At 68.5% G+C, this 24,809-nt stretch carries 24 protein-coding genes and 1 pseudogene; 12 read left to right on the top strand and 13 right to left on the bottom strand.

Annotation, left to right across the window (positions count from 1 at the left end; genetic code table 11):
- On the top strand, positions 1 to 894 hold the full coding sequence (locus IO33_RS0105180) for an NHL repeat-containing protein (protein ID WP_031160742.1): 894 nt from the start codon (positions 1 to 3) through the stop codon (positions 892 to 894).
- Positions 895 to 1,362: 468 nt separating this feature from the next.
- Positions 1,363 to 2,868: a long-chain-fatty-acid--CoA ligase gene (locus IO33_RS0105175; protein WP_031160740.1), complete on the top strand. Its 1,506-nt coding sequence runs from the start codon at positions 1,363 to 1,365 to the stop codon at positions 2,866 to 2,868.
- 73 nt (positions 2,869 to 2,941) lie between these two features.
- Here IO33_RS0105175 and IO33_RS0105170 read toward each other — a convergent pair whose 3' ends face one another.
- Complete coding sequence (locus IO33_RS0105170; protein WP_031160739.1) at positions 2,942 to 4,207, bottom strand: PucR family transcriptional regulator; 1,266 nt, start codon at positions 4,205 to 4,207, stop codon at positions 2,942 to 2,944.
- 310 nt (positions 4,208 to 4,517) lie between these two features.
- Between IO33_RS0105170 and IO33_RS0105165 the strand changes: the two genes are divergently transcribed.
- The 3 genes from IO33_RS0105165 to IO33_RS0105155 all read left to right on the top strand — a co-directional run bounded on the left by IO33_RS0105165 (position 4,518) and on the right by IO33_RS0105155 (position 8,116).
- Positions 4,518 to 5,801: an acyl-CoA dehydrogenase family protein gene (locus IO33_RS0105165; RefSeq protein ID WP_078963292.1), complete on the top strand. Its 1,284-nt coding sequence runs from the start codon at positions 4,518 to 4,520 to the stop codon at positions 5,799 to 5,801.
- A gap of 76 nt (positions 5,802 to 5,877) precedes the next feature.
- Complete coding sequence (locus IO33_RS0105160; RefSeq protein ID WP_245235693.1) at positions 5,878 to 7,209, top strand: CaiB/BaiF CoA transferase family protein; 1,332 nt, start codon at positions 5,878 to 5,880, stop codon at positions 7,207 to 7,209.
- Positions 7,210 to 7,330: 121 nt separating this feature from the next.
- A complete protein-coding gene (locus tag IO33_RS0105155) occupies positions 7,331 to 8,116 on the top strand; it encodes a crotonase/enoyl-CoA hydratase family protein (protein ID WP_031160734.1) in 786 nt (261 codons plus the stop codon).
- Positions 8,117 to 8,166: 50 nt separating this feature from the next.
- Here IO33_RS0105155 and IO33_RS54035 read toward each other — a convergent pair whose 3' ends face one another.
- Together IO33_RS54035 and IO33_RS43755 are read right to left on the bottom strand one after the other, a co-directional pair.
- On the bottom strand, positions 8,167 to 8,469 hold the full coding sequence (locus IO33_RS54035; RefSeq protein ID WP_107069228.1) for an eCIS core domain-containing protein: 303 nt from the start codon (positions 8,467 to 8,469) through the stop codon (positions 8,167 to 8,169).
- 84 nt (positions 8,470 to 8,553) lie between these two features.
- A pseudogene (locus IO33_RS43755) lies at positions 8,554 to 9,338 on the bottom strand (NmrA family NAD(P)-binding protein).
- Between the two features lie 267 nt (positions 9,339 to 9,605).
- Between IO33_RS43755 and IO33_RS0105145 the strand changes: the two are divergent.
- The gene (locus IO33_RS0105145) at positions 9,606 to 10,520 is read left to right on the top strand and encodes a DUF5996 family protein (RefSeq protein ID WP_031160732.1); all 915 of its coding nucleotides are present in this window, start codon (positions 9,606 to 9,608) and stop codon (positions 10,518 to 10,520) included.
- Positions 10,521 to 10,599: 79 nt separating this feature from the next.
- On the opposite strand, the gene IO33_RS0105140 is transcribed toward IO33_RS0105145, so the two are convergent.
- Positions 10,600 to 11,310: a transposase gene (locus IO33_RS0105140; protein ID WP_031160730.1), complete on the bottom strand. Its 711-nt coding sequence runs from the start codon at positions 11,308 to 11,310 to the stop codon at positions 10,600 to 10,602.
- Positions 11,311 to 11,322: 12 nt separating this feature from the next.
- Positions 11,323 to 11,742: a transposase family protein gene (locus tag IO33_RS0105135; protein ID WP_280921744.1), complete on the bottom strand. Its 420-nt coding sequence runs from the start codon at positions 11,740 to 11,742 to the stop codon at positions 11,323 to 11,325.
- A gap of 498 nt (positions 11,743 to 12,240) precedes the next feature.
- Between IO33_RS0105135 and IO33_RS0105130 the strand changes: the two genes are divergently transcribed.
- The 3 genes from IO33_RS0105130 to IO33_RS45780 all read left to right on the top strand — a co-directional run bounded on the left by IO33_RS0105130 (position 12,241) and on the right by IO33_RS45780 (position 13,770).
- The gene (locus IO33_RS0105130; protein ID WP_031160725.1) at positions 12,241 to 12,981 is read left to right on the top strand and encodes an SDR family NAD(P)-dependent oxidoreductase; all 741 of its coding nucleotides are present in this window, start codon (positions 12,241 to 12,243) and stop codon (positions 12,979 to 12,981) included.
- 316 nt (positions 12,982 to 13,297) lie between these two features.
- Positions 13,298 to 13,441, top strand: coding sequence for a hypothetical protein (locus tag IO33_RS50270; protein ID WP_157857796.1), 144 nt, complete (start codon positions 13,298 to 13,300; stop codon positions 13,439 to 13,441).
- Between the two features lie 2 nt (positions 13,442 to 13,443).
- Positions 13,444 to 13,770 (top strand): hypothetical protein, encoded by a 327-nt coding sequence (locus IO33_RS45780; protein ID WP_051926405.1) that lies wholly within the window; start codon positions 13,444 to 13,446, stop codon positions 13,768 to 13,770.
- Between the two features lie 340 nt (positions 13,771 to 14,110).
- Here IO33_RS45780 and IO33_RS46580 read toward each other — a convergent pair whose 3' ends face one another.
- Complete coding sequence (locus IO33_RS46580) at positions 14,111 to 14,563, bottom strand: ATP-binding protein (RefSeq protein WP_078963324.1); 453 nt, start codon at positions 14,561 to 14,563, stop codon at positions 14,111 to 14,113.
- Between the two features lie 337 nt (positions 14,564 to 14,900).
- Here IO33_RS46580 and IO33_RS0105115 point away from each other — a divergent pair, with 337 nt between their 5' ends.
- The gene (locus IO33_RS0105115; RefSeq protein WP_031160719.1) at positions 14,901 to 15,104 is read left to right on the top strand and encodes a hypothetical protein; all 204 of its coding nucleotides are present in this window, start codon (positions 14,901 to 14,903) and stop codon (positions 15,102 to 15,104) included.
- Positions 15,105 to 15,226: 122 nt separating this feature from the next.
- Here the strand turns inward: IO33_RS0105115 and IO33_RS0105110 are convergent, their stop codons facing one another.
- A complete protein-coding gene (locus tag IO33_RS0105110; protein WP_167349434.1) occupies positions 15,227 to 16,597 on the bottom strand; it encodes a sensor histidine kinase in 1,371 nt (456 codons plus the stop codon).
- Positions 16,598 to 16,764: 167 nt separating this feature from the next.
- On the opposite strand from IO33_RS0105110, the gene IO33_RS0105105 reads away from it, so the two are divergent.
- A complete protein-coding gene (locus IO33_RS0105105) occupies positions 16,765 to 17,418 on the top strand; it encodes a response regulator (RefSeq protein ID WP_031160714.1) in 654 nt (217 codons plus the stop codon).
- A gap of 101 nt (positions 17,419 to 17,519) precedes the next feature.
- Here IO33_RS0105105 and IO33_RS0105100 read toward each other — a convergent pair whose 3' ends face one another.
- The 5 genes from IO33_RS0105100 to IO33_RS0105080 all read right to left on the bottom strand — a co-directional run bounded on the left by IO33_RS0105100 (position 17,520) and on the right by IO33_RS0105080 (position 22,750).
- The gene (locus tag IO33_RS0105100; RefSeq protein ID WP_078963288.1) at positions 17,520 to 19,415 is read right to left on the bottom strand and encodes an MFS transporter; all 1,896 of its coding nucleotides are present in this window, start codon (positions 19,413 to 19,415) and stop codon (positions 17,520 to 17,522) included.
- A 41-nt stretch (positions 19,416 to 19,456) separates the two neighbouring features.
- Positions 19,457 to 20,662 (bottom strand): NAD(P)/FAD-dependent oxidoreductase, encoded by a 1,206-nt coding sequence (locus IO33_RS0105095; protein ID WP_209438805.1) that lies wholly within the window; start codon positions 20,660 to 20,662, stop codon positions 19,457 to 19,459.
- Positions 20,659 to 20,868 (bottom strand): ferredoxin, encoded by a 210-nt coding sequence (locus tag IO33_RS0105090; RefSeq protein ID WP_031160704.1) that lies wholly within the window; start codon positions 20,866 to 20,868, stop codon positions 20,659 to 20,661. The genes IO33_RS0105095 and IO33_RS0105090 overlap by 4 nt, the downstream gene beginning before the upstream one ends.
- Before the next feature lie 35 nt (positions 20,869 to 20,903).
- The gene (locus IO33_RS0105085; RefSeq protein ID WP_051926403.1) at positions 20,904 to 22,142 is read right to left on the bottom strand and encodes a cytochrome P450; all 1,239 of its coding nucleotides are present in this window, start codon (positions 22,140 to 22,142) and stop codon (positions 20,904 to 20,906) included.
- A gap of 125 nt (positions 22,143 to 22,267) precedes the next feature.
- Positions 22,268 to 22,750 (bottom strand): MarR family winged helix-turn-helix transcriptional regulator, encoded by a 483-nt coding sequence (locus tag IO33_RS0105080; RefSeq protein WP_037684942.1) that lies wholly within the window; start codon positions 22,748 to 22,750, stop codon positions 22,268 to 22,270.
- Positions 22,751 to 22,902: 152 nt separating this feature from the next.
- On the opposite strand from IO33_RS0105080, the gene IO33_RS0105075 reads away from it, so the two are divergent.
- Positions 22,903 to 23,385, top strand: a complete 483-nt coding sequence (locus IO33_RS0105075; RefSeq protein WP_245235692.1) for an ATP-binding protein — start codon at positions 22,903 to 22,905, stop codon at positions 23,383 to 23,385.
- Between the two features lie 693 nt (positions 23,386 to 24,078).
- On the opposite strand, the gene IO33_RS0105070 is transcribed toward IO33_RS0105075, so the two are convergent.
- Positions 24,079 to 24,525: a nitroreductase family deazaflavin-dependent oxidoreductase gene (locus IO33_RS0105070; RefSeq protein WP_031160696.1), complete on the bottom strand. Its 447-nt coding sequence runs from the start codon at positions 24,523 to 24,525 to the stop codon at positions 24,079 to 24,081.
- Positions 24,526 to 24,809 lie beyond the last annotated feature (284 nt).

Below are 24,809 nucleotides of genomic sequence, written 5' to 3'. Positions count from 1 at the left end.
GTGACACAACGGCAGGAAAGACTGTTCGTGCTCGAACTCAGCGGTGACGGCCGAGTGTTCTCCGTGAACCCCGACGGTACCGACAAGAAGGTCATCGTCACCGGATGCAGGTACCCGGACGGTGTGGCCGTCGATGTCGGGGCAGGCCACATCTACTGGACGAACATGGGGTCTCCGCCGGTGAACGACGGCTCGATCGAGCGCGTCGACCTGGACGGAAGCAATCGGACGACGATCGTTCCCAGCGGCGGAACGCACACGCCGAAGCAGCTGCACTTCGAGGTCGCCGGCCAGAAGCTGTACTGGGGCGATCGCGAAGGGATGCGCGTCATGCGCTGCGACCTCGACGGCTCGAACGTCGAGACGCTCGTACAGACAGGGCAGGGAGACGACGACCGCCGCGACCAGACCAGGTGGTGCGTCGGAGTCGCCGTCGATCCTGGTGGCGGGCACCTGTACTGGACGCAGAAGGGCCCGAGCGATGCGGGACTGGGGAAGATCCTGCGGGCCGGAATCGACCTTCCCGCCGGCGAATCCGCGGCCGACCGCAGCGACATCGAGGTGCTGCTCCAGGGGCTGCCGGAGCCGATCGACCTGCAGTCCGACCTCGCTGAGCGCACTCTGTACTGGACCGACCGCGGGGATCCGCCGCGAGGCAACTCCGTGAACCGCACGCCGATGGATCCGCCCGACGGACAGCGAGAGCCCGAGATCTTGTGGACCCATCTGATGGAAGGCATCGGCATCGCTCTCGATCTGGACGGCGGACACATGTTCGTCACCGACATGGCCGGCACCGTCTACGCGGCGGATCTCGACGGATCGAACCGGAGGGAGATCCTCATCGCGCAGGGCAACCTCACCGGCATCGCCCATGCCGTGATCCCCATGTGATCCCAGCGACGCTGCTGGTGGCGCCGGGGTTCTGCTGCTCGCGTCGTATGGCTGCCCCATGCCGGGCGTCACGGCACATTGCCCCCGGCGTGACGGTGGAACCTGCGATCAAAGATCTGAGATGCGGCACCCACGTGGTACGGCACAATGGACAGCGGAGCCTTCATGCAGGCAGGCGGTGCATGCTTGGGGAGTCGGCCAGCGATCGCTCGAGAGCCCGACGGCCCGGGCGCACATCCCGGGCGAGGTGTTGGCTCCGCGCCCAGGAGTCAGGGAGACGATAGGCCGCTACGGACGCCGATGTCGCCATGGAGAAGGCCACGGAGCGCAAGCCGCAACCCATGAGGTGATCTCGACGGCGATCACTTCCGGGGTCCGCCGAGCATGAGGGCGGCGCGGGCGGTCGTCGCTGCTCCTGCTGAGGCTACGCAGCCGGCGAAGGCCAACCTGCCGAAGGGTGGCTCTGTCATGAACCTCGCGTCGAACGTCGTACGAAGCGCCGGGGCCCACCCGGACCACGCCGCGCTGCGTCTGGGGGACGACGTCCTCTCGTACCGCACGCTTGACCAGGTCAGCGCCCGGATGGCCGGACTGCTCCGGGACCGCGGCGTCAAACCAGGCGACCAAATCGCGATCATGCTGCCCAACAGCCCGGATTTCGCCATCGCCTACTTCGGCGTGCTCCGGGCGGGCGGCATCGTCGTTCCGATGAACCCCCTGCTCAAGGCCCGGGAGGTCGCCTACTACCTCGGCGACTCGGGCGCCCGGCTGCTGTTCGCCCGGCCCGCCTTCCCCGACGAGGTACGCACCGGCGCACGGCAGGCCGAGGCCGATGCGGTGGTCGTCGATTCCGGCGGATTCGACGCGCTGCTCGCCTCTGCCCCGCTCGCCGAAGACGTGATCGAGCGGCACGAGGACGACACCGCGGTGATCCTCTACACATCGGGGACGACCGGTGAGCCGAAGGGCGCGGAACTGACCCACGCCAACCTCTCCCGAAACTGCGACGTCGTGGCGGCCGAGTTGCTTCGTCTCACCTCGGACGACGTGATCTTCGGTGGGCTCCCCCTATTCCACGCGTTCGGGCAGAGCTGCACGCTCAACGCCGCCGTCACCGCCGGCGCGTGTCTGACATTGCTACCGCGCTTCGACGCCGGGCAGGCGCTGCAGATGCTGGCCGAGCACGGGGTGACGGTCTTCGCCGGGGTTCCGACGATCTTCAGCAGACTGTTGCAGCCGCCGGACCGGAACGCCTATGACGTCTCCCGGCTCCGGCTCGCCGTCTCCGGTGGCGCGGCCATTCCGGTCGGGGTGCTGCGCTCCTTCGAGGCCGCGTTCGATTGCGTCGTGCTCGAAGGGTACGGGCTGTCGGAGACCTCGCCGGTCGCCTCGTTCAGCCGCCTGGACGCCCCACGCAAGCCCGGCTCGATCGGCACCCCCATCCCCGGAGTGCAGATGCGGGTCGTCGACGACAGCGGCATTGAGGTGCCGCAGGGCGAGACCGGCGAGATCGTGATCCGCGGTCACAACGTGATGAAGGGGTACTGGCAGCGTCCCGAGGCCACGTCCGCCGCGATCCGCAACGGCTGGTTCCACACCGAAGACCTCGCCAGGGTCGACCCGGACGGGTACTTCTGGATCGTCGGCCGGCACAAGGATCTGATCATTCGTGGCGGGTACAACGTGTACCCGCGCGAGGTTGAAGACGTGCTGTACGAGCATCCGGCGGTGGCCGATGCCGCGGTTATCGGCCTGCCCAATCCTGATCTCGGCGAGGAGATCGGCGCAGCCGTCGTTCTCAAGCCAGGCGCCGCTGCCACAGCCCAGGAACTGCGCGATTACGTCAAACGCCAGGTCGCCGCGTACGAATATCCGCGGAAGGTATGGATCGTGGACGCGCTGCCGAAAGGGCCGACCGGCAAGATCCTCAAGCGGGAGATCGTCCCGCCGGCCGACGGGCAAGCGCTGAGCTGACGCCGCGGGGAAAGGTGGTGGGCGTCTGCTCATGCAGCCGGCCGGGTCGCCGGAGTGTGCGGTCGGTGTGCCGTCAGGAGGGGTTCGTTCGCAGGAAGGACGGGCCGAGGTATTGAACGGCGAGCAGCGCCATCTCCAGATCGCGGCGCCGTTCCTGCAGTGGACGCCCCAGGGTTTCCTCGGCTTTTCGAATGCGGTATTGCACGGTATTCCTGTGCAGGATCTGCCGGCTGGCGGTGGCGGTGTAGCTGCAGCCGGTGGCGAGGAAGGTCTGCAAGGTCTCCCGCAGTCGTGCACAGTGCTCGTCGTCGACGGCCAGGGCACCCAGCACGCTCCACACCCAGGCGCGGGTGTCGTCCATGTTCGTGCACATCAATGCGATCGGGGCGACCTGGGCGTAAGCGGTGACCCTGGCTGCGGGCCCCGCTTCCAGGGCCAGTTCCTGTGCGCGGACAGCCTGGCGATGAGTGCGGCGGAAGCCTTCGACGCCGGGTTCCAAGTCCCCCACGGCCGCCCTCGCCATGGGGTCGCTGTCCTCGATCGCACTCGCCAGCGCGCCCCAGGAAAGGTCCCGGGGCGAGCCGAAGGGCAGCCAGGCCCAGGCCAGTGTTTCTTCCCGGGCGGCGAACAGCGGGTTGGCACAGCAGTTGAGTTCCGCGGCGATCCGGCTGGTCAGCCGGTCGAGCCGGGCGAGACCTTCACCGTTAAGGGGCCGCCGGGGCAGCCAGAGGATCAAACCTACGTGATGATGTTGACGTATACGGTAGTCGAGGGCTGATTCCGCCGATTCGGCGTCCACGTGCTTTTCGGCCAGGATCTCTCGCACGTGTACGGCGCGCACGGCGGTCTGACCCTGCAGCCAACGGTCCCGTTCCGACTGGTACACCTCGATGACTCGTTCGCTGACGCGGTCGATGTACCCGAAGCTCAACTCCAGCATGAGGCCCGCGGTAGCCGTGCAGACATCCTCATCGGGTCCCTGACGGCGGAGCTCCTCCAGGCACCACTGCAGGAAACGGCAGTGGCCGAGCCGGTAGGACCGGATGAGCGAGCTGATGGGAACATTGCGCTGAGCCAGCCGTCGCGCATAATCCAATGCTGCCGCAGGTCCCTCGACGTTGCCCAGCGGCATGTCGTTCTCAAAGCCGTGCAGCAATGTGGCGACATTTTCCTCGACGCTCGCTCTAAGAGTGTTGACAATTATCCCGTCACCTCTCAGTTCCGGGATTTCGGAAATCACGAGCTCCCACACGTCCTGGCTGACTTCCGGCATGCGCACAGCAACGTTCGACGCCACGACGGACAGGCATTTTGCTGCTTCGACGCTGCCCACAGCCATGTCTTCACGCTATCGCGACGGTCTCGACCACGCCATCCAGCACACCCGGAGGATCTTCAGCAGCTGGCGCCTGCGACGGAGGGGTCACCAATGCGCCACAGGTTGACGGACAGCGCTTACCTTTCACGCCGCACGCCTCCCTGCGCTTGGGCAGTCACCCCGAGTATATCGGGTCCCCGGGTACGATTTTCTTCGAAAAGTTCGTACCCTGCGCCCGATTATTTCTCTCCGTCCGGCCCCTAACGTCGTTCCATGGGGACGTATCGAACCGAGGTCGAGAGAAAGCCGAGGAAAAAGGAGCGTCGGACGGATGAACACGAAACACCAGGACACGGTGACGCCCATCGACGTCACCACCGTCGGCCCCGGAAACGGGCATCCGGTCATCCAGCCCCCCGTGCTGGGTGGACCCGAGTACACGGACTACTACCTGCTGAACGAGCTGCTCACGGATGAGCAGCAGGCACTGCGTCAGCGCGTGCGTGAGTTCATGGACCAGGAAGTCATCCCGATCATCAACCCCTACTGGGAGCGCGCGGAGTTTCCGCATGAACTGGTACCCAAGCTGGCGCAGCTGGGCATCGCAGGTTTCCAGGTGCCCGGCTACGGCTCGCCCGGGATGAACAACGTGACGGCCGGCGTGGTGATCATGGAGCTGGCCAGAGGTGATCTGAGCATGTCCACGTTCATGGGAGTGCACTCGGCGCTGGCCATGATGTCGATCGCATTGCTGGGCTCGGAGGAGCAGAAGCAGCGCTTCCTGCCGCCGATGGCGCGCCTCGAGAAGATCGGCGCCTTCGGTCTGACCGAGCCGGCCCACGGCACGGACGTGGTCAAGCTGGAGACGACCGCGCACAGGGACGGCGACTCGTACGTACTCAACGGACACAAGCGCTGGATCGGCAACGCGACCTTCGCCGACTACGTGATCGTCTGGGCCCGCGGTGACGACGGACACGTGGGCGGTTACGTCGTCGAGAAGGGCACCCCGGGCTTCGAGGCCGAGGTCATCACCGGCAAGACGGCGCTGCGCTGCGTGCAGAACGCGCAGATCTCCCTCACCGACGTCCGCGTGCCTGCCGAGAACCGCCTGGCGAACGTCCACACCTTCCGCGACACCGAGAAAGTCCTGCTGGCCTCGCGCTTCTGTGTCGCCTGGGAAGCCATCGGAGCCGCCGTCGCGGGCTACGAGACCGCACTGGCCTACGCCAAGCAACGCAAGCAGTTCGGGATACCGCTGGCCGCCTACCAGCTCGTCCAGTACCGGCTGGCACGGATGCTGGCGGACATCACCGACATGGTGTGCATGCAGTACCGGCTCAGCCAGCTCATGGACGAGGGCAAGTATTCGATGCCGCGCGTCGCGCTGGCCAAGATGCACTACACGGAACGTGCAAGCGCCATCCTCTCCGACGCTCGCGACCTGCTCGGCGGCAACGGCATCCTGCTCGACTATCACGTGGCCCGGCACCTCTGCGACATCGAGGCCATCGACACCTATGAGGGCACCGACACGGTGCAGGCACTGATCGTCGGCCGCGACATCACCGGATACAGCGCCTTCGTGCCCGTGGCCCCCGACGGCCACCACTAGCGCCGGTGCACATCGCACCCCGCGCCCTACAGCGCCGAGCCCTGCGACCGCGGGACCGGCCGCGTCAGTACCCGCTTTGCCGCCGCGCCGCCTGCCGTACATCTCCCATGGCGGCCCGCGTGCAGGCAGCGCCAGCAAGGAGGACACCCACATGTCCGCCGAACATCCCGCGGAAGAGGACCCTGTCATGGAGAACACACCCTTGCTGGAGGGACTGCACGTCGTCGATATCGCCAGCTTCATCGCCGGGCCGGCCGCGGCCACCGTGCTCGGTGACTTCGGCGCCGACGTCGTCAAGGTCGAGCCACCACGCATCGGCGACAGCTACCGTGGCCTCAGCCGGATACCCCCCAATCCCCAGGTCGAAGGGGTCAACTACCCCTGGCAACTGGACAACCGCAACAAGCGCAGCATCGAGCTCAACCTGAAATCCTCCGACGCCCGGTCTGTACTCGAGCGACTGGTGCGGTGGGCCGACGTCCTGGTCACCAACTTCCCGCCCCGCACCCGGGACAAGCTCGGCCTGGGCTACGACGATCTTGCCCCCCTGAACCCCCGGCTGGTCTACGCCGACGTCACCGGCTTCGGCGAGCTAGGCCCGGACGCGCACCTGCCCGGCTTCGATGTCACGTCGTTCTGGGCACGCAGCGGTCTGATGGACTTCACTCACCAGCGCGACGCGGCCCCGGCGATCAACGCGTTCGGCTCCGGCGACCACCCCACCGGAATCACCCTGTTCGCGGGAATCATGACCGCCCTGTACCGACGCGAGAAGACCGGCCAAGGCGCACGCGTCAGCGCGTCCCTGATCGCGGAAGGCGCCTGGGCTGCGGGGATGTGGCTGCAGGCTGCGCTGCTTGGCGCGAAACCACCCCGCCCCGTCGACCGCTCCGACCCGCCCAACGCCCTGGCCAACGTGTACCGCACCGCGGACGACCGCTGGATCCTGCTGGCCTTCGCAAACGAGGACAAGCAAGTTCCCCTGTTCCTCACGGCCATCGGCCACCCCGAGGCCGCGGAAGACCCCCGGTTCCACGACACCGCCAGCCGCCGCGCCCACGCCGCCGACATCGTCACTCTGCTGGACAAACGGTTCGCCACGCGTCCCCTGGCCGAATGGCGCGAGGTACTCGACTCCGCCGGCCTGACCTACGGGGTCGTCCAGACACTCGAGGAATGCGCCCACGACCCCCAACTCCTGGACAACCAGATCGTGGTGCCGATCGAGGACGGCAGCAGGGAGCCACACATGACCCTCAACAGCCCCGTGCACCTGGACCAGGAACAGAAAGTCCCCGCACGCCCGGCTCCCGATCTGGGGGAGCACACCGAAGAGGTCCTCGCGGAACTCGGCTTCACTGCCGACGACATCGAATCCCTGCGTACCGGCGGAGCGATCCCGCGCTAGCAGGGGTCGCAAACCGACAGTACCGGGCACAGGCGACGAACAACCCCGAGAAGCCCTCCGCTGTCAGCGGTCGGAGATCCACACCGGCGGGAAAGACCGGGAAAGACAAGGAATCCCTACCATGACCACCAAATCCACCACCGGCGCCCCCACCGTGCACACCGAAGAACAAGACGGCGTCCTCGTGATCACCATTGACCGGCCGAAGGCACGCAACGCCGTCGACGGCGCCACCGCGCGGGCGCTGGCCGATGCCTTCGACCGACTCGACAGCCACGACGACCTGATGGTCGGCGTCCTCACCGGTGCCGGCGGCACCTTCAGCGCGGGGATGGACCTCAAGGCATTCGCGAAGGGAGACACCCCAGTCCTCCCTGGGCGAGGCTTCGCAGGCCTCACCCGAACCCAGCTCCGCACCCCGCTCGTCGCTGCCGTCGAAGGCTGGGCGCTGGGCGGTGGCACCGAGATGGCGCTCGCCTGCGACCTGATCGTCGCAGCCGAGGACGCCACCTTCGGCCTCACCGAAGTGACGTTCGGCCTGGTTCCCCCCGAAGGAGGAATCGTGCGGCTGCCCGAACGCATCCCCCGCAACATCGCCGTGGAAATCCTCCTCACCGGCGACCCCCTCCCCGCCGAACGGGCTCATCAGCTCGGCCTCGTCAACCACCTCACCCCACCGGGCGAGACGCTCACCAAGGCGGTGGAACTGGCCCACCGCATCGCCCGCAACGCCCCACTGTCCATCACGGCCGTCAAGCGCGTGGTCAACGAGCGGACCGCATACGGCGACCAGGACGCCTTCCGCCAGCAGGATCAGCTCGTCGCACCGGTCCTCGCGTCCCACGACGCGCAGGAAGGCGCCCACGCCTTCGCCGAAAAGCGCCCACCCCACTGGGAAGGTCGCTGACCGTACAACGGCTGGGCGCCCAACCCGGATGAGGGGGTCACGATCTTCATTCAGGGCCGGGGCCCCTGGCGTTGCTGGATGACGTGGGTGAGTTCGTGGGTGACCAGCCGTGACATCGCCGCGGCTCTGTCAAGCGGACTGCCTCGCGAACCGATGTCGGCGCTCGCCGCCGGGCAGCGGGCGTCAGCCCTCGCGGGCGTTCGCCGCCCAGGACACGAGGGTGCCGCAGTCCGTACGCGCTCGAAGACTTGGGCACGCCCACCGGATGCCGACCGCAGCGGACAGGGGGACAACGTCGCCGTGGCCGAGTACAGCCAGAACGGGATCCCGGCGTGCCGGAGATGTGGGACCACTCCACCAACAGGCGCGCTCCGTTCGAGTCAGGGCGAACTCGGCGGCACGTTCCCGCGCATCCGGGCCGCAGCGAAGGCAACCTGTCACAGTGCCGTTGAGAAGGTGCTTCGGGCCCAGTCGGCGAACGACGTCCAGCGCAGTTCGGGGTGGGCGGCGTGCAGCGCCGGCAGGTCGACGCCGTAGCCGACGCTGCGCAGGAACGCCCACATGGCCCGCATGTCGTCGTTGCCGATCTCGTCGAGCTGCACTTCGTTGTGCCGGACAGTCCGACCGAGAGCCGCGCCCAACGCGGCGGCCATGTCATAGGGCTCGGGGGCGTCGCTCGCGAGCTCGATGCGCCGTCCGACGAACGCGTCGGGTGCGGCGAGGACAGCGGCCGCGAAAGCACCCAGGTCGGGGCGCGCCAGTTGCTGCAGACGGCGGTCGGGTGGCAAGGGGAGATCGAGTACCCCCTGGCGGATCCGCTCCTCGTCGCCGAGGGCGTTGTCAAAGAAGTAGGTGGGCCCCAGGATCGTATAGGGCACCTCGCCTGCGGCCAGTTCCCGCTCGATGACTGCCTTGGTCTCGAAGTGCGGTACACGGTGTCCTGGTCGGCACCTGCGACGGAACTGAAGACCAGGTGTGGCACACGCGCCTGATGCGCGGCGGCGAGAACGGCTCGGCCCTGTGCGATCTCGGCGGCCGGTCCTGACTCGAAGGGCGTGGTCATCGCAAAGACGCCGGCTACTCCCCGCATGGCTGAGGCCAGAGATTCTCGGTCCACGAGATCTCTCCCCACGACCTCGACGTTTCGGCCTGCCAGACGCCGGGCTGAGGCCGACTGAGGGTTGCGGACCAACCGCGGACGGCGGAACCGCGGGACAGCAATGCGCGGACGACGGCGCCTGCCTGTCCCCCGGCTGCCCCCAGTACGAGGGGCGGCTGGTCAAGGCTCATGATGAAAAGTCCTTCCGAGTCCACTCCACAGGACCTCGCCGCCACCAGTGAGACCGGGCAGCCGCATCAGCGATTTTGCGATGGCGGAACGCCGACCGGTTGCCTGATTCATTGGCTGAGGGCACCGTGGTCAGTATGTGTCGCATTGTCCTGGAAGGAGCTCGCTGTGGCCGGGACTTCCGACCAGACGTCGCGGACGATGTGGCCGCAGCTGCGGGTCGCCGACTGGACCGAGACCCGGGACACCCTGCACATGTGGACCCAGATCGTAGGCAAGATCCGGCTGGCCCACGCGCCCCTGGTCAATCACTGGTGGCAGGTCACCTTGTATGTCAGCCCGCGCGGCCTGACGACATCGGCGATTCCCTACCGCGCCAGCGTGTTCGACATCGAGTTCGACTTCCTCGATCATCTACTGCGCATGCGCAGCAGCAACGGCACACACCGCACCGTGGCTCTGGAGCCCAGGCCGGTGGCCGACTTCTACCGCGAGACGATGCAAGCCCTGGGCGAGCTGGGAATCGAGACAAGGATCCAGGCACATCCGAACGAGGTGGCCCCGGCGATCCCCTTCGATGAAGACCGCCAACACGCTTTCTACGACCCGAACGCCGCGCAGCTGTTCTGGCGGCAATTGTTGCAGGCCAACCGGGTGCTGGGAGAGTTCCGCTCGTACTTCGTCGGCAAGGTCAGCCCAGTGCATTTCTTCTGGGGCGCCATGGACCTGGCCTGCACGAGGTTCTCGGGACGCACGGCCCCGCCACACCCGGGCGGGGCCCCGAACTGTGGTGACTGGGTGATGGTGGAGGGCTACTCCCGTGAGTTGAGCAGCTGCGGGTTCTGGCCCGGCGGCGGTGAGGAAGGGGCCTTCTACTCGTACGCCTACCCCGAGCCGGATGGCTTCGCCGACCATCCGATCAGCCCGGTCGGCGCGTCCTACAGCCCCGGCCTCGGCCAGTTCCTCCTGCCCTACGAGAGGGTGCGCACCGCGGCCGACCCGGACAGGGCAGTGGCTGACTTCCTGCGTACGACGTACGAGGCTGCCGCGGAACACGGCGACTGGGACCGAGCGGCTCTGGAGGAGGACCCGAACCGGTGGCAGGAGCACAGGTAGACCCTTGCTCGCCATGAGGCCCCCCGCGTGTGAGCGGTCACGCAATTCGGCTCTGTCGGAGATCTTGTGACCGACGCAGTCATGGGCTGTGGAGGATGCGTTCTCGGAGAAGCGGGAGGTGCGCGCGGCCGAAGCCCATGCGCTTGAGGAGCTTGGCTCTCGTGACGTGACCTTCGACCTGGACCGAGTTCCACGGGGTGGCGAAGGCGGCGGTGACGGCATCAAGGTCGCGGTGGAAACCGTTGGCCAGCGAGTGCAGGGCGGAAAGGTCGTCGGCCTTGACCCGGTCCATCCAGGCGGGGAGGGCCTCGGCGTTCTGGTCTCGCAGCATCGCGGCGAAGTCACGGACGTGCCGGACGGTGAGGTCCAGGTGCGGACGGCCGGTGCGGAACTCTCTGAGCTCGGTAGCGTCCGCCTCTGCGCTCATGGTCCAGCGGACCACGCGCCGCGGCTTGGGAACGGCCCTGACCGGGGGCGGGGGTGCGGGTGGTGACTTCGGCAGTGGGCTGTGCGGCTTCTTGAACGGGGCGTACCGGCGGCCTCTTTGAACGTCACCGGTGAAGCCCTGCTGCTGGATCTCGTGGTGGAGACGGGGGACGTCGTGGCGGCCCTCGCGCCAGCGTTGATGGAGATACGGCCTGTAGGGGGCGAGTTTCGAGGTCCGGTGGGCGGCCTTGAGCAGGAGTTCCTCCAGGCTCTGGGCTCCGCGGCAGATCACCTCGATCTCGGGGTGGCCGGCGAGCCAGGAGGCCAGGGGTTCGACATCCCGGCCGGGCAGGACATCCAGCACCCGACGGGCCTCCTAGTCCACCAGGAGGGTCGCGTAGGAGTCGCCCTTGCGGAGGGCGAAGTCGTCCACGCCCAACACTCTGACCAGGCTGGACGGAGGATCCGGAACAGCATGGAGCAGTCCCACAAGCACGTCCTTGGCCACCGGCATCCCCAAGAGCACGGCCAGCCGGGCCCCGGGACGCCCCGCCAGCACCATCGCGATCGACGACGGCATCCGGCGTAACAGCAGCGTGTACCGGACGTGCGGCTGGGCCGGACCCTCCACCTGCCCGGCAAACGTCACTGCGGAACAGTGGGAGCTGCTGCACTTGAACCGCCGCACCACGAACTCGATCACCACCGGCCTCAGCCCGACCGGCGCATCTCGCAGCCGCCGCGTGTACCGGCCGTGCACCCGCCAGGACAGCATGCCGCACTCCGGACACCGCACCGGCAGCGTGCGGCACTACGCACGACACGTGACCACCCCGGCGGTTCGCTCCACCGACTCCACCACCACACCGGCCAAATGCGGCAGCAACCGCCCAATTACCCTGAACTGTCCACCCAGTTGATGCCCAGTTCAGACCGGTTCTGTCACAAGATCTCCGACAGAGCCGAATTAGTGGCCGTCCACACCGGCTGCTGAACGGCGCCAGAGTGGCCTCACCGATGTGTTCGACCGGTCATCCGTCGTCACCGGTCTGGACGCAGCGCACCTGTCGCTCTCCACGAGCGTGGGGCGCGCTCCGGTCACCCGCGGACGTGGTCAGCGAAGGCGAGCTCACTGGCCTCCCAGGGTCGCCTGGGCCACGGCCCCGGGCCGGGCCATGATCAACGATCGGCCCGGCGTGGGTCCGTCCTCGCCATGGAATGAACCATCAGGATCATCAGTTACACGAGGAACAACCGACAGCATGTCGTTCCTCTCGACTTGGAGGAGCTTTCCGTGACTGCAGAACTGGACGGATCCACCGCTCTTGTCACCGGTGCCACCGCTGGCATCGGCCGGGCCGTTGCCCTTCGCCTGGCAGCGTTGGGGGCCTCGGTCATCGTCCACGGGCGGGACGAGCAGCGAGGTGCTGAGACCGTCAAGGAGATCGCTGCCGCAGGCGGGAAGGCCCGGTTCGTTGCTGCGGATCTGAGCCGCTCTGAAGATGTCCTGCGTCTTGCCGCCGAAGCAGGCGAGGTGGACATTCTGATCAACAACGCCGGTATCTACCGGTTCGCCAGTACGCCCGACACCACCGCCGAGATGTTCGATACGCAGATGGCCGTAAACTCACGCGCGCCGATGCTCCTGGTCGGTGCCCTCGCCCCGGGAATGGCTGCACGGGGGCGTGGCGCCATCGTGAGTGTGAGCACAGGGGCGGCTACCACGCCGGTGCGGGGAACGGGCGCTTACGGGGCCTCCAAAGCGGCACTCGAACTGCTCACACGAGTATGGGCTGACGAGTTCGGCGGCCAGGGCGTCCGTGTGAACGCCGTGGCCCCGGGCCCTGTCCATACCCCCGGGACGGAGGAGATGGGAGGTGAAACCCTCCAGGTGATCGGGCGAACCACCGTACTGGGGCGGGTCGCAGACCCTGAAGAAATCGCGGAAGCGGTTGTGTTCCTTGCCTCCTCCCGCGCCAGCTACATCACCGGCGCGGTGCTCGAGGCACGCGGCGGACAACTCGCGATCGGCTGACTCCGGGCTGGGCCGCGATGGACATGCCGAACCTGACACCCATGCCCATGATGCCCAAGGGCTGACCGGCGTGCCCGACGGGAAAGGCCCACACCACGACCAGCTGCTCGATGCCCAAGAGCGGCCCGTTCGGGCACGAGGCGAAGGTCCCCGGGCGCTCGGTCCGGCGACGGCTGCCTCGAGCCGTAAGAAGGGTTTCTGATCCCGGCGTGAGCAGTTGACGCGGTGCAGTTACGGAGGCAGCAGGCGAGACGATGGTCGCTGCCCAAGCATCAGGTGGCCAGGCCGGCCACTGTCGGTCTGCATTCTTCGGCATGTGATCAGGGCCGGCCTGGGCGAGGCTGACGTGATGGTAGAGCTCTGCGTGAGCCTGGAGCCGTTCGCGCAGCTCGATCTGGCCCTCGGGAGTATCGGAACGGAAATCAGTGCGGATGTGATCGTGTTCGCAGCCCTGCGGTGACCATGGCCGTCGGCACGGGTGTGGCCGCGTTCTCCGCGGAGACGGTCTCCCCGCGGCCCGGAGCGGCGCGCTCACTGATCCCCCGCGTCGCGGCCCCGCAGGCCGCGCGGCGTGAGTTGGTGGCGAGCATTCCCGTTCGCATGGCGCCATGGACGCCGGCCGGGCTCTTCATGGGGCTCGTAGCCAACATCATCCGGGACCTGCTCGACCTTCACAGCGGCCTCCTGAACGGCGCCACGGCGTCAGCGGCCGGCCTCTCCCTCGGCCGCCTGACCCCACGCCGCACGGTCTTCCTTGGCGGTGCGGCGTGCTGTTGGGAACCGCCGTGATCGAGGCGGGTGCCACCACCGGACTGCTGTCCCTTCTCTGGGTGGGAGGCGTCATCGACGGTGTGGGCTTCGGCGCCTCGTTCTCCGGCGCGGTCCGGGCCGTCGCCCGCTCGTGCACCCCACGAAGGACCGGGACTCTTCGGATCGGTCTACCCGGTCGCCTACCGGAGCTTCGGTGTGCCGGCGATCGTCGCGGGACTTCTGATCGCTCCGGTCGGACTGCTGGGTACCGTCCTCGGGTACGGCGTCGCCGCACCCGTCGTGGCAGCAGCCGTTGGGCCGTTCGCGCAGTACTGCGTTACCACGCGCGACCGATCCGGAAAGGAGACGTCGGCGCCGGTCAGGCCGTGGCGTTGACGTCGGCCCAGTGGACGACGTGTCCGGGCTGGTCGTGCTCGCCGTGGGCGGTGGTGATGTGGTCGATGATGTCCAGCCCGCGGCCGTGCTCGTCGGGGATGCCGCCGGCTGCCCACTCGCCCTGCCTGTCGGCGGGGCCTCCGTCGGAGACCTCGATGTGCACCCGGCGGGTGTCCGCGTCGCGGTTCAGCGCGAGGTTCAGTGGGGGCTGGGCGTGCTCCACGGCGTTGGTGACGAGTTCGGAAACGGTCAGCAGCACCGAGTCGGCCGCCTCCTCGGGGACACTCCACCACGTCAGGAGCCTTTGGGTGATCCTGCGGGCCTCTCCGGCGGCTTCCGGACGGTGCGCGAGGGGCCAGGCGCCGCCCGTTGCCCGTCGCGGCCTCCGGGTGACGCCTCGCCGCGGGGCGATGGCGGGCGCGTAGGTGTAGGTCATGGTCATCACCCTCTTCCGGCGCCACGGTGACGCCCGGAACTGCAGGCCCCTAACGGCCTGTGCCCACTTATATCATCATTCTATATAGAATGCCTATATAGAATGATGATATAAAGCCTCAAGTCGGGGATCTTGACCTGGTGGACGACGAGATTGCAGCTGGCCGGTAAAGCCGCTTACAGCCTGCAGGATTGTCCGGGGTTTCCCCGCAGGGCAGCGTAGAGACCAGGAAAACGGAATTGAACGGACGCCAGAAGGCCCAAGGCCCGACCGTCCCCTTCCGCGCGCGTCACGCCTGATGCGCTGTCACATACCCTTTCACTCCAGGAGATTGATCATGCGTAACATCAAGTGGCCCCTCGCCGCCCTCGCGGGTATCGCTCTGGCCCTGGGAGGTTCCGCCGTGTCGGCCGTCGCCGCGCCGGCCTCGCCGGTGGGCGTGCTTCAGGATCACCACCACCATCGTGACGACGTCGACTTCGCCCACTTCACTCACGACCACGGCGACGGCGGCTGGGGCGACGGCGGAGGGGGATGGTAGTTCCCTCCCCGAGGGGGCCGGCCGCGCGCCGGCCCCTGTCCGTGCCCGGCCGGCACTCCCCCAGGCAGTCGACCCGCCGGCGCGCTCGTCCTCCTCACCGGCGTCGAAAGCGCAGCGGCGGTCTAGTCGCGGCCTGTGCGGCCGCTCGGCACGAGCGGCAGTACCGCACTGAGGGTGGTTCCCGCCGTGCGCGGACTGTCCAGAACCATCCTGCCGCCGAGGGCTTCCACTCGGTCCTTCAGGCCCATGAGGCCGGTGCCGGCGGCAAAGGCGGCGCCGCCGACGCCGTCGTCCTGTACGCGGACACGCAGTACGCCGGAGTCGGTGTCCCCGGTGGCGGTGACGGTGACGATCGAGGCCTTTGCGTGCTTCGCCGCGTTCGTCAGTGCCTCGGAGACGACGTAGTACGCGCTGACTTCCACCCGTTCGGGCAGTCTCCCCTGGAGGCGCACCTCGACATCGACGGGGAGGACCGATCGGCGGGCAAGCGCCCTCAGCGCGGGACCGAGGCCGCCGTGAGCCAGGACCGCCGGATGGATGCCCCGTGCCACCTCGCGGAGTTCGTCGAACGCGCCCGTGACCCCGGCGGCGATGTCGCGCAGTCGCGCGCGGAGCTCGTGCAGATCCGGTGGAACCGTCAGCTGCGCGTGCTGGAGCAGGAGGAGCAACGACACGAGCCTCTGCTGGACGCCGTCGTGCAGATCACGTTCGATACGGCGGCGCGCCCCGTCGGCGGCCGTCACGACACGGGCGCGTGAGGCGGTCAGTTCGGCATGGGTCCTGGCGTTCTCGATGGCGATCGCTGCCAGATCGGCAAAGGCGGCCATCTGAGACTCGGTGTTCGCCGGGAACGGGCCGTCGCTCTCCTTCGAGGCGACGATCACGCCCCACACCTCCCCGCCCACCACGATCGGGCGTCCCACCGACGAGCGCATGCCCGGTGCCCGTGCCTTCCGGACGATCGCTGCGGTGGTGTCCTCGACGTCCTCGATGCGAACGGGACCGCACGTCGGCCGGACCTGGCGGGCGACACCGCGTCCGTCGAGGGCGGAGCGAGCACCGACGGGCGGCGGATCCGGCCCGCCCCATCGGCTCCAGGTCGCGACGCCACGCATGCCGCCGTACGCCTCGAAACACGCCAGGCAGGCCAGATCGGCGCCGCAGAGGAGGCCCATCTCGCGGGTCACGGCCTCGAACACGGTCGACGGCGGAGCGGACCGTGCGACGAGGGTGGCGACCTGCCGCAGCGCGGACTGCTGCTGCGACAGTTGTGCCGACACCTGAGCGGAGCGCCGTAGCCGCGCCGCCAGGCGGCCGACGATCGCCGCCGTGAGGAGGAAGGCGCCCAGAGCGACGGCCGACCGCGAGCCGGTGATCCCAAAGCCGTGCCGCCCGGCGTACGGCGCGACGGCGCCCAGGAGGACCGCCACACCCGCCACGATCGCCGTTCCGGCGAGCCGGCCCGTCACCCGGTGCCGACTCCGTATGCCCACCCGGCCCTGTGTCATCGCTTCACGCCTCCGGCCCGGCCTGGACCCGGCGGTTCAGCGGTCGACTGGTGCAGATGCCCATGAGAACCTGCAGCTGGGCAGGTCATCGCCGCCATCGGCCGGCGACGGAATCGGCCGGACATGCCGCACAGGACGGTGGAAGGCGCGGTATGACACAGTTGCGAGTGGTTCTGGCGGACGACGACGTGCTGCTTCGCCAGGGCCTGGCAGGCCTGCTCGAGCGGGCCGAGGTGTCCGTCGTGGGGCAGGCCGGTGACGGCCCGGCCTTGCTGCAGCTCGCGAGGGACACGGTGCCCGACCTGGTCGTGGTCGACATCCGTATGCCGCCGACCAACACCACGGAGGGACTGGATACGGCCCGCGTCATTCGCCGTGAGCTGCCGGATGTCGGCATCCTGGTCCTGTCCGCGCATGTCGAGGTGGAGCAGGCCATGGAGCTGTTGGCCGGCGGTCGGCGGATCGGGTATCTGCTCAAGAGCCGGGTCGCCGACGTGGAGGAGTTCCTGGAGGCGCTCAGGCGGATCGCCAAGGGCGGATCCGTCGTGGATCCCGCCCTGGTTCAGGAACTGGTCGCGGCGCAACGACGAAGGAATCCGCTCGACGCGCTGAGCGCACGCGAGCGCGAGGTACTGGCCCTGATGGCTGAGGGCCGGTCCAACGTAGGTATCGCACGCCGTCTCTGGGTCACCGAGGGCACCGTCGAGAAGCACGTGCGCAGCATCCTCGGCAAACTGGGCCTGTCCGAGAGCGACGATGACCACCGGCGGGTACGAGCCGTCCTGACCTTCCTGCAGGCCCCCTGATCCCGCGCCGAACAGGAGGCGGTCCGGCGACACCTCTGCGGTGCGGGGGAACGCGTGGACATGGCGGCTGCCCGCCAGGTCGCGGGGCGCCCGGAACCGGATCAGCATGTCGGCCGCTGTCCCTTCCGACGGCCCGACCCGTCGGGCGGCCACTGGCTTCCCGGTGCCTCGGTCACCGTGGCAGTGCAGGGCGCCGGCCGGTCGTCCACTCCCCCGCGTGCTGATGTCGTCGCGAGGGGGCTGGTGGCGGTTGCCGCCCGCGTGGTCTCGCCGCGGATGCGGATCAGGGAGGTGGCTGCTGCGGCGAGGGCCATGGCGATGGCCAGGGTGAAGACGATGACCAGGCCGTCGTGGAAGGGCCGGGAGATCAGGTGGGGGAAGAATTCCCGCCCGGTCAGGATCGCCGTGTTGGCTCGAGGGAGGTGGTCGAGGATGGTCGGGCCGAGGAGCTGCCGGAGGGGGTTGTAGCCGAGGAAGGCCGCGAACAGGACGCCGACCGGCGGCAGCATGGCAACGGTGTGAGCGGCTGGGGCGGGCACGTGCTGGGCGGTGAGGCCGGAGCTGAGGGTGCGCGGCAGTGAGCCGGCGAGTCCGGCGACCATCAAGGAGAAGAAAACGCCCATGGACAGCACCGTGCCGGCATTCTGGAAGGTGGCGCGCATGCCGGAGGCGGCGCCGCGGGCGTCCGGCGGAACGCTGGACATGATGATCGATGTGTTCGGCGCTGCGAACAGCCCGTTGCCGAGGCCGTTGAGCAGGACCAGGGCCGCGAAGAGGCCGTAGGGGAAGTCGGTGGGCAGGAGGAGCAGCCCGGCGAAGGAGGCGGCCATCACGACGCATCCGGCGACCGCGAACGGCCGGGCGCCCCATCTGTCCGACAGGGCCCCGGAGACCGGTCCGGCGGCGAGGAAGCCGACGGTGAGGGGCAGCAGGTAGATGCCGGCCCACAGCGGGGTGCGGGCGTAGTCGTAGCCGTGGAGCGGCAGCCAGATGCCCTGCAGCCAGATGATGAGCATGAACTGCAGACCACCGCGGGCGATCGCGCCCAGCAGAGTGGCCGCGTTGCCGCCGGCGAAGGCGGCATTGCGGAACAGCCGCAGCGGGAACATCGGTTCGGCGACGTTCATCTCCACGACGCAGAAGACGGCCAGTGTCAGCGTGCCGCCGACGAGGCCGGCGAGCACCCAGGGGTTGGTCCAACCCATCGTGTGGCCGCCGTACGGCTGGATGCCGTAGGTGATGGCGGCCAGCAGTGCCGTCAGGCCGGCGGCGAAGGTGAGGTTTCCCCACCAGTCGATCCGCCCGGGATTGCGGATCCCCGTCTCGTGCAGCGACTTGTACGCCCACACGGTGCCGATCAGTCCGATCGGCACGTTGACCCAGAAGATGGAGCGCCAGTTCCACTCCACGAGCGCGCCGCCGAGGACCAGACCGATGAACGTGCCGGCGATGCCGGCGACCATGTTCACGCCGAGCGCCATGCCGCGCTGCCGGGCGGGGAAGGCGTCGGTGAGGATGGCGGTCGAGTTGGCCATCAGCATCGCACCGCCGACGGCCTGCACGATCCGCCACCCGATCAGCCACAGTGCGCCGGCCGAGCCGTGCAGCGGGTCGACGGAGAGGATCACCGAGGTGACGGTGAAGATGACGAATCCCGCGTTGTAGATGCGTACCCGGCCCCGCATGTCGCCGAGACGGCCGAGGGTCACGACCAGCACGGCAGTGACCAGCAGGTAGCCCATCAGCATCCACAGCAGGTAACCGACGTTGCCCGGCCGGAGCGGGTCGAGACGGATGCCGGTGAAGATACCGGGCAGCGAGATCAGCACGATCGAGCCATTGATGGTCGCGATCAGGACGCCGAGTGTGGTGTTGGTCAGCGCCACCCACTTGTAGCGGGGATGGTCGGCGCTGATCCAGGCACGGCGACCGCGGGGACGGACGCCGGGGGCGGTACCACCCGTAGGGCGGGGGCGGGGGCTCTGGTCGGTGGTCACCGGCTGCCCTCCCTCCTTGCTTCCTTGGGGGGACGAGCGGGTCAGTTCACGGTTGCCGGGCTGGGCGCGGGTGTGGCTGCGAAGGCGGCCCACGATGCGCGGTCGACGACCGGACGGCGCAGCGTGCGTGCTTGACGAGGGGCGTTCCAGCCGAGTACGCCGACCACCCTCCCGTGGTGCCCGTAGGCGGCGGCGAAGTGGCCGTCCGACGGGTCGCCGTAGACGATCCGCATCTCCGCGTCCGGCGGGAAGATCCCGTACGCCTGGATCCTGGTGTCGTACTGGTCGGTCCAGAAGTAGGGCACGGGAGCGAACTGAGTCGCGTCGCCGAGCAGGTTGCCGGCCACGGCCATGGCCTGCTCGCCGGCGTTCATCCGGTGCTCCAGCCGCATGCGGGTGCCGAAGTGGGCATTGGGCCAGGAGGCGACGTCGCCGGCGGCGTAGATCCCGGGTGCCGCCTGGCAATACGCGTCGCACTCCACCCCGTCTCCCAGCCGCAGGCCCGAACCTCTCAGCCAGCCGGTCGCGGGCGCGGCGCCGAGGGCCAGGACGACGACGTCGGCCGGCAGCGTGGTGCCGTCGCCGAGTTCCACTCCGGTCACCCGGCCGCCGGCGCCGCGCAGCCGGCGTACCGGCACTCCACAGCGCAGACCGGTTCCGTGGTCGCGGTGCAACTCGGCGACGAGCGCACCGATCCGGTTCCCGAACGGGCGCCGCACCGGGACCGGCTCCGGCTCGGCCACGGTCACCTCCAGGCCCATGGCCCGGGCGGCCGCGGCCACCTCGGTACCGAGGAATCCGGCACCGACCACGACCACCCGGGGCCCGGCGAGCAGCGCGGCGCGCAGGGCGAGGGCGTCGTCGAGGGTGCGCAGGACATGGACGCCGGCCAGGGCGCTGTCGGGCAGACGCCGGGGCGTGACACCGGTGGCGATGACCAAAGCGTCGAAGCCGATGCTCTCGCCGCCTGCAAGGCGCACCCGGCGGCCCGGGACGTCCAGCGCGACGGCGCGCTGGCCGAGCCGCAGGTCGGCCCGCAGCCGCGCGAGGTCCGGCAGGGAGCGCAGGGTGGCGCGTTCGGGCCCCCAGGCGCCGGTCAGGATCTGCTTGGACAGCGGCGGCCGGTCGTACGGCGGACGGGCTTCCTCACCGATCAGCGTGAGGGTGCCGTCCCAGCCGCGGCGACGGAGGGTCTCGGCCGCGGTCAGGCCGGCGGCCGAAGCTCCCACGATGACTATCCGCTTCACTGCTCGTCTCCCTGTTCCTCCACCCAGATCGCCTGGGCCGGACAGAGGGCGACGGCCTGCCGGACGGCGCCCGCCAGGCCCTCGGGCGGGTTCTCGGCGAGCAGGACGACGATGCCGTCCTCCTCGCGCTGGTCGAACACCTCCGGTGCGCTCAGCACGCACTGCCCGGAGGCCACACACTTGCTCTGGTCGACGATCACCTTCATCGGATCCTCCTTCTCCGCGCGGCACTTGGCCGCGCTCACCAGGTGACGGGCAGTTCGTAGACGCCGTAGACGGCCCCGTCGTGCTTGAACGGGATCTCGTCGAGATCCACCGCGAGCTTCAACGCGGGGATGCGGCGGTACAGGGTGCTGTAGACGACCTGCAGCTCCACCCGGGCCAGCGGCTGGCCCAGGCACTGGTGGACGCCGAAGCCGAAAGCCACGTGGTGGCGGGGATTGCTGTCGATGTCCAGCCGGTCGGGGTCGGGGAAGGCCACGGGATCGCGGTTGGCGACGTCGTTGGAGAGGACGACGCCCTCGCCGGCGCGGATGGTCACGCCGCCGACCTCGATGTCGGCGAGGGCCACCCGGCGGCGTCCGCTGTGCACGATGGAGAGGTAGCGCAGGAGTTCCTCGACGGCCGAGGCGACCGTCTTCGGGTCGTCGCTCTCGCGCAGCCGGGCCAGTTGGTCGGGGTTCTGCAGCAGGGCCAGGGTGCCCAGCGCGATCATGTTGGCGGTGGTCTCGTGCCCGGCGGTCAGCAGCAGCATCCCCATGCTTGCCGCTTCATGCCGGGAGAGCTCACCGGCCCTGACCCGCTCGGCCAGCGTGGAGAGCACGTCGTCGGCCGGGTGGGCGAGTTTGACGCCGATCTGCTGGTCCAGGTAGTCGAGCAGTTGCCGTGTGGCCACCCGCGCCTCCTCCACGGTGCTGGTGCGCCTGATCAGGATCTTGCTGTTGGCCTGGAAGAAGTCGTGGTCGGCATACGGAACGCCGAGCAGCTCGCAGATCACCAGCGACGGCACCGGCAACGCGAACGCCTGCACCAGATCAACCGGCTTCGGCCCGGCGAGCATGGTATCGATCAGGCCGTCGACGATCTTCTGAATGGCCGGCCGCAGCGCCTCCACCTGCCTGATGGAAAAGGCCGCGGTCACCATTCGGCGAAGCCGGGCGTGCTCCGGATCATCCATGTTGATGAAGGTCCGCGACTGCCTCCGGCGCTCCTTTTGGGCCGGGCTCAGATGGGGGTAGTGCGGGAGGTCGCTATCCGAGCCGATCCGTGGATCGGCCAGCAGAGCCCGTACGTCGTCGTAGCGGGTGACCAGCCACGGGGTGCTGCCGTCCCACAGCCGCACCCGGCTGATCGGGGCCTGGTCCTGCAGCGTGCGCAGAGCCGGCGGCGGATCGAAGGGGCAGCGGGCAGCCCGGGCCATGGGGTAGTCCGGTACCTGCGTCGACGGCACATCGGTGCCGGGTGCCGAGAAGGTGTTCATGGTTCTCCGCCCTTTCCGGAAGTCGGACATGGGGGCAGTGCCGGGACCGGGCCCCAGTGCGCGGGGGGGGCGACGGAGCAGGTCCCGCCTGCGGGAGGAGACACCGAAGAGCGCAGCCAGGAGGCTCAGGAGGGCGATTCGCCGCCGGAAACACTTGGTCGCCATGCGACTTGCACCATCCGGCGCACGACGGGCAGGGCCGTGCGCACGGCCTCGCCCAGCGCCCGCACGTCCTGCTCGGGCAACGCGGCCAGCATGTCGGCCATCCGGGCACACTGCGCGCGCCGGCGCTCGGCCATCACCTCTCGCCCGGCTTCCGTGATGGCAACCAGGCGGACCCGCCCGTCCTCGGGATGGCCCACTCGAGTGGCCAGGCCCTGGTCTTCCAGCCGCTGCACCAGGGCGGTCATCGACGGTTGGGCGATACCCTCCGCCGACGCCAGCGCGGTCAGCCGGATCGGACCTTCCCGCTCCAGCCGGCTGAGCGCCGCGGCGGTGGTCAGACTCATGCCCTGCCGATCCGACAGAAGGTGCCTGACCAGTCCGATGGCCAGCTCGTTCAACGCCGCCGCCACCTCCTGGTGACCCTCTTCAGGTGTCTCATCCATACCCATACCTATATCACCCTTCTATATAGGTTGTCTATATTCTCAACCTATATAGACAGACTATATAGAAGGGTGATATAAATGCCGTAGCCCTTCAGGGGTTCTGGTCACAACCAGGGCGCCGCAGCGGCGCCCGGAGGAAGGTGATGACCGTGACCTGCACCTACGCCCCAGAGGCACCCTCTCGCAGAGATCCTGCTCGGAGTCCGTCGACATCAGTCGACACATGGACCCTCGCGCACGACCCGGAAGCCGCGGGGGAGGCCCGCAAGATCACCAAAGAGTTCCTGGCCCAGTGGAGCGTCGCCGAGGACACGGCCGACTCGGTCCTCCTGACCGTCTCCGAACTCGTCACCAACGCCGTGGAGCACGCCCAGCCTCCACTGAACTTCGGACTGAGCCGCGACCCGGGCACTCAGCGAGTCCACATCGAGGTGTCCGACGGAGGCCCCGCCGCCACGGACGGCGACTGGGCAGCCAGCTGCACCCCCGACGAGCATGGCCGCGGACTGGAGATCGTCGATCAGCTCACCGCCGCGCACGGCCACCGTGAGGAGGCCGGACGCGCTGTCCACTGGGCCGACGTCACCAGCACGCCCCGACTCGACCGCGCGGCAACAGGCTGGGCCGGATGACGGCACCAGCCGTCGCATGGAGCGGCTGCTGCCGCCGAGCACGGCGATTCTCATAAACGGTCATCTGTGAGAGTTCTACGATTGCGTCGAGGGTGACACGTTTCCGCGGGTCGCCGCTCGCAGAAGACCTCTCGAAACCGGCATGCCGTGCAAGGCACTTCTGAGGCGCAGCCGCCATGGATTCGACGCCCGGTCAGGCCGAATCGGCGGCAGAACGTCGCGGCTGCCCGAGCGGTGACGCGTCCGCCGGCCGCGCTGCCACACCCGGGGCGGGAAGAGACCGCCGCGAAATGCCACAGCCCCACTTCGTCCTCGTTTCCGCTCAGCGAGAGGAACTCGAAGTGCCGGTTCCTGCAAGCCGAGGCCCTGGCCACGCGTAGAAGCAGGGTGGGCGCTCGCGGTCGTGCCGCGCCCCGCTTGGAGCAGCCGGCGAGAATCGGGCACGCCCGTGCGCCGGCCGCCCGGCAGAAGCCGGCGAGCCGGCTCGAAGCTCTCCTGCCCACGCGGTCGGTGGAGCCTCCATCGGCGGCGTCAAGCCGTGTTGAGGGGCACTCGGTAGCCGAGGAAATGAGGGGCCGCCAGACCCGGCGGCCCCTATTTGATCAATGCGCTGACCTGCCTAGAGCTGATGACAGCTGTCAACGTGCGTCATCGTTGATTGTCCTCCGATGGCCCCGGGATCGGCCGGGATCACTACCCGATGACAGGTTCCAGAACGAACACCGGGAACTCCCGCGAGGTCTTCTTCTGTACGTCGGCGTACCTCGGAAAGACGGCGACCGCGCGTTGCCACCACTCCGCCCTCTCCTCGCCGGTGGCCTCATGGGCCGTCATGTCCTGCTTCACTGAGCCGTCCTGGAGTTCGACGTGCGGATCGGCCTTGAGGTTGAAGTACCACAGGGGATGCTTGGGGGATCCACCCAACGAGCCGACCACCGCATAGCGCCCGCCGTACTCGACGCGCATCACCGGCGCCTTGCGGATCTTGCCGCTCTTGGCGCCCCGGGTGGTCAGCACCACCACAGGCCGCCCTGTGTCCCACAGTGTCGTCCCCTTGGTGCCGCCGGAGCTTTCGTACACCTCCACTTGCTCGCGCACCCACTGCGTCGTGCTCGGTTCATACTCGCCCTCGAGAGGCATGGCATCCGTCCCCTCGTCGTAGGAATGTTCTCGCACCGAGCTCTAACGCCGGTGTGCGCACCAGACATTCCGGGCAGGGAGTGACCTTGCAGGTGGATGCACTGTCCGCGGTCGGCTCCGACTTCCCACCTGGGGCCATCGTTCCGAGGGCCCACTCACGCCCGAGGAACCGACCTTCGCGAACGCCTCCAGGCCCAGGTACTCCAGAGCTGAAGGTCGAGTAGCCGGCAAGATCATCGCCTAGGGCCAACGGCAGTTCCAGCGATCTCCGAGGCCCGTTTCGC

It is taken from the genome of Streptomyces durhamensis (genome assembly GCF_000725475.1).
In the GTDB taxonomy this organism is placed as follows: domain Bacteria; phylum Actinomycetota; class Actinomycetes; order Streptomycetales; family Streptomycetaceae; genus Streptomyces; species Streptomyces filipinensis.
The sequence above is the reverse complement of the archived record's forward strand: the minus strand, read 5'-3'. Positions and strand labels throughout refer to the sequence as shown.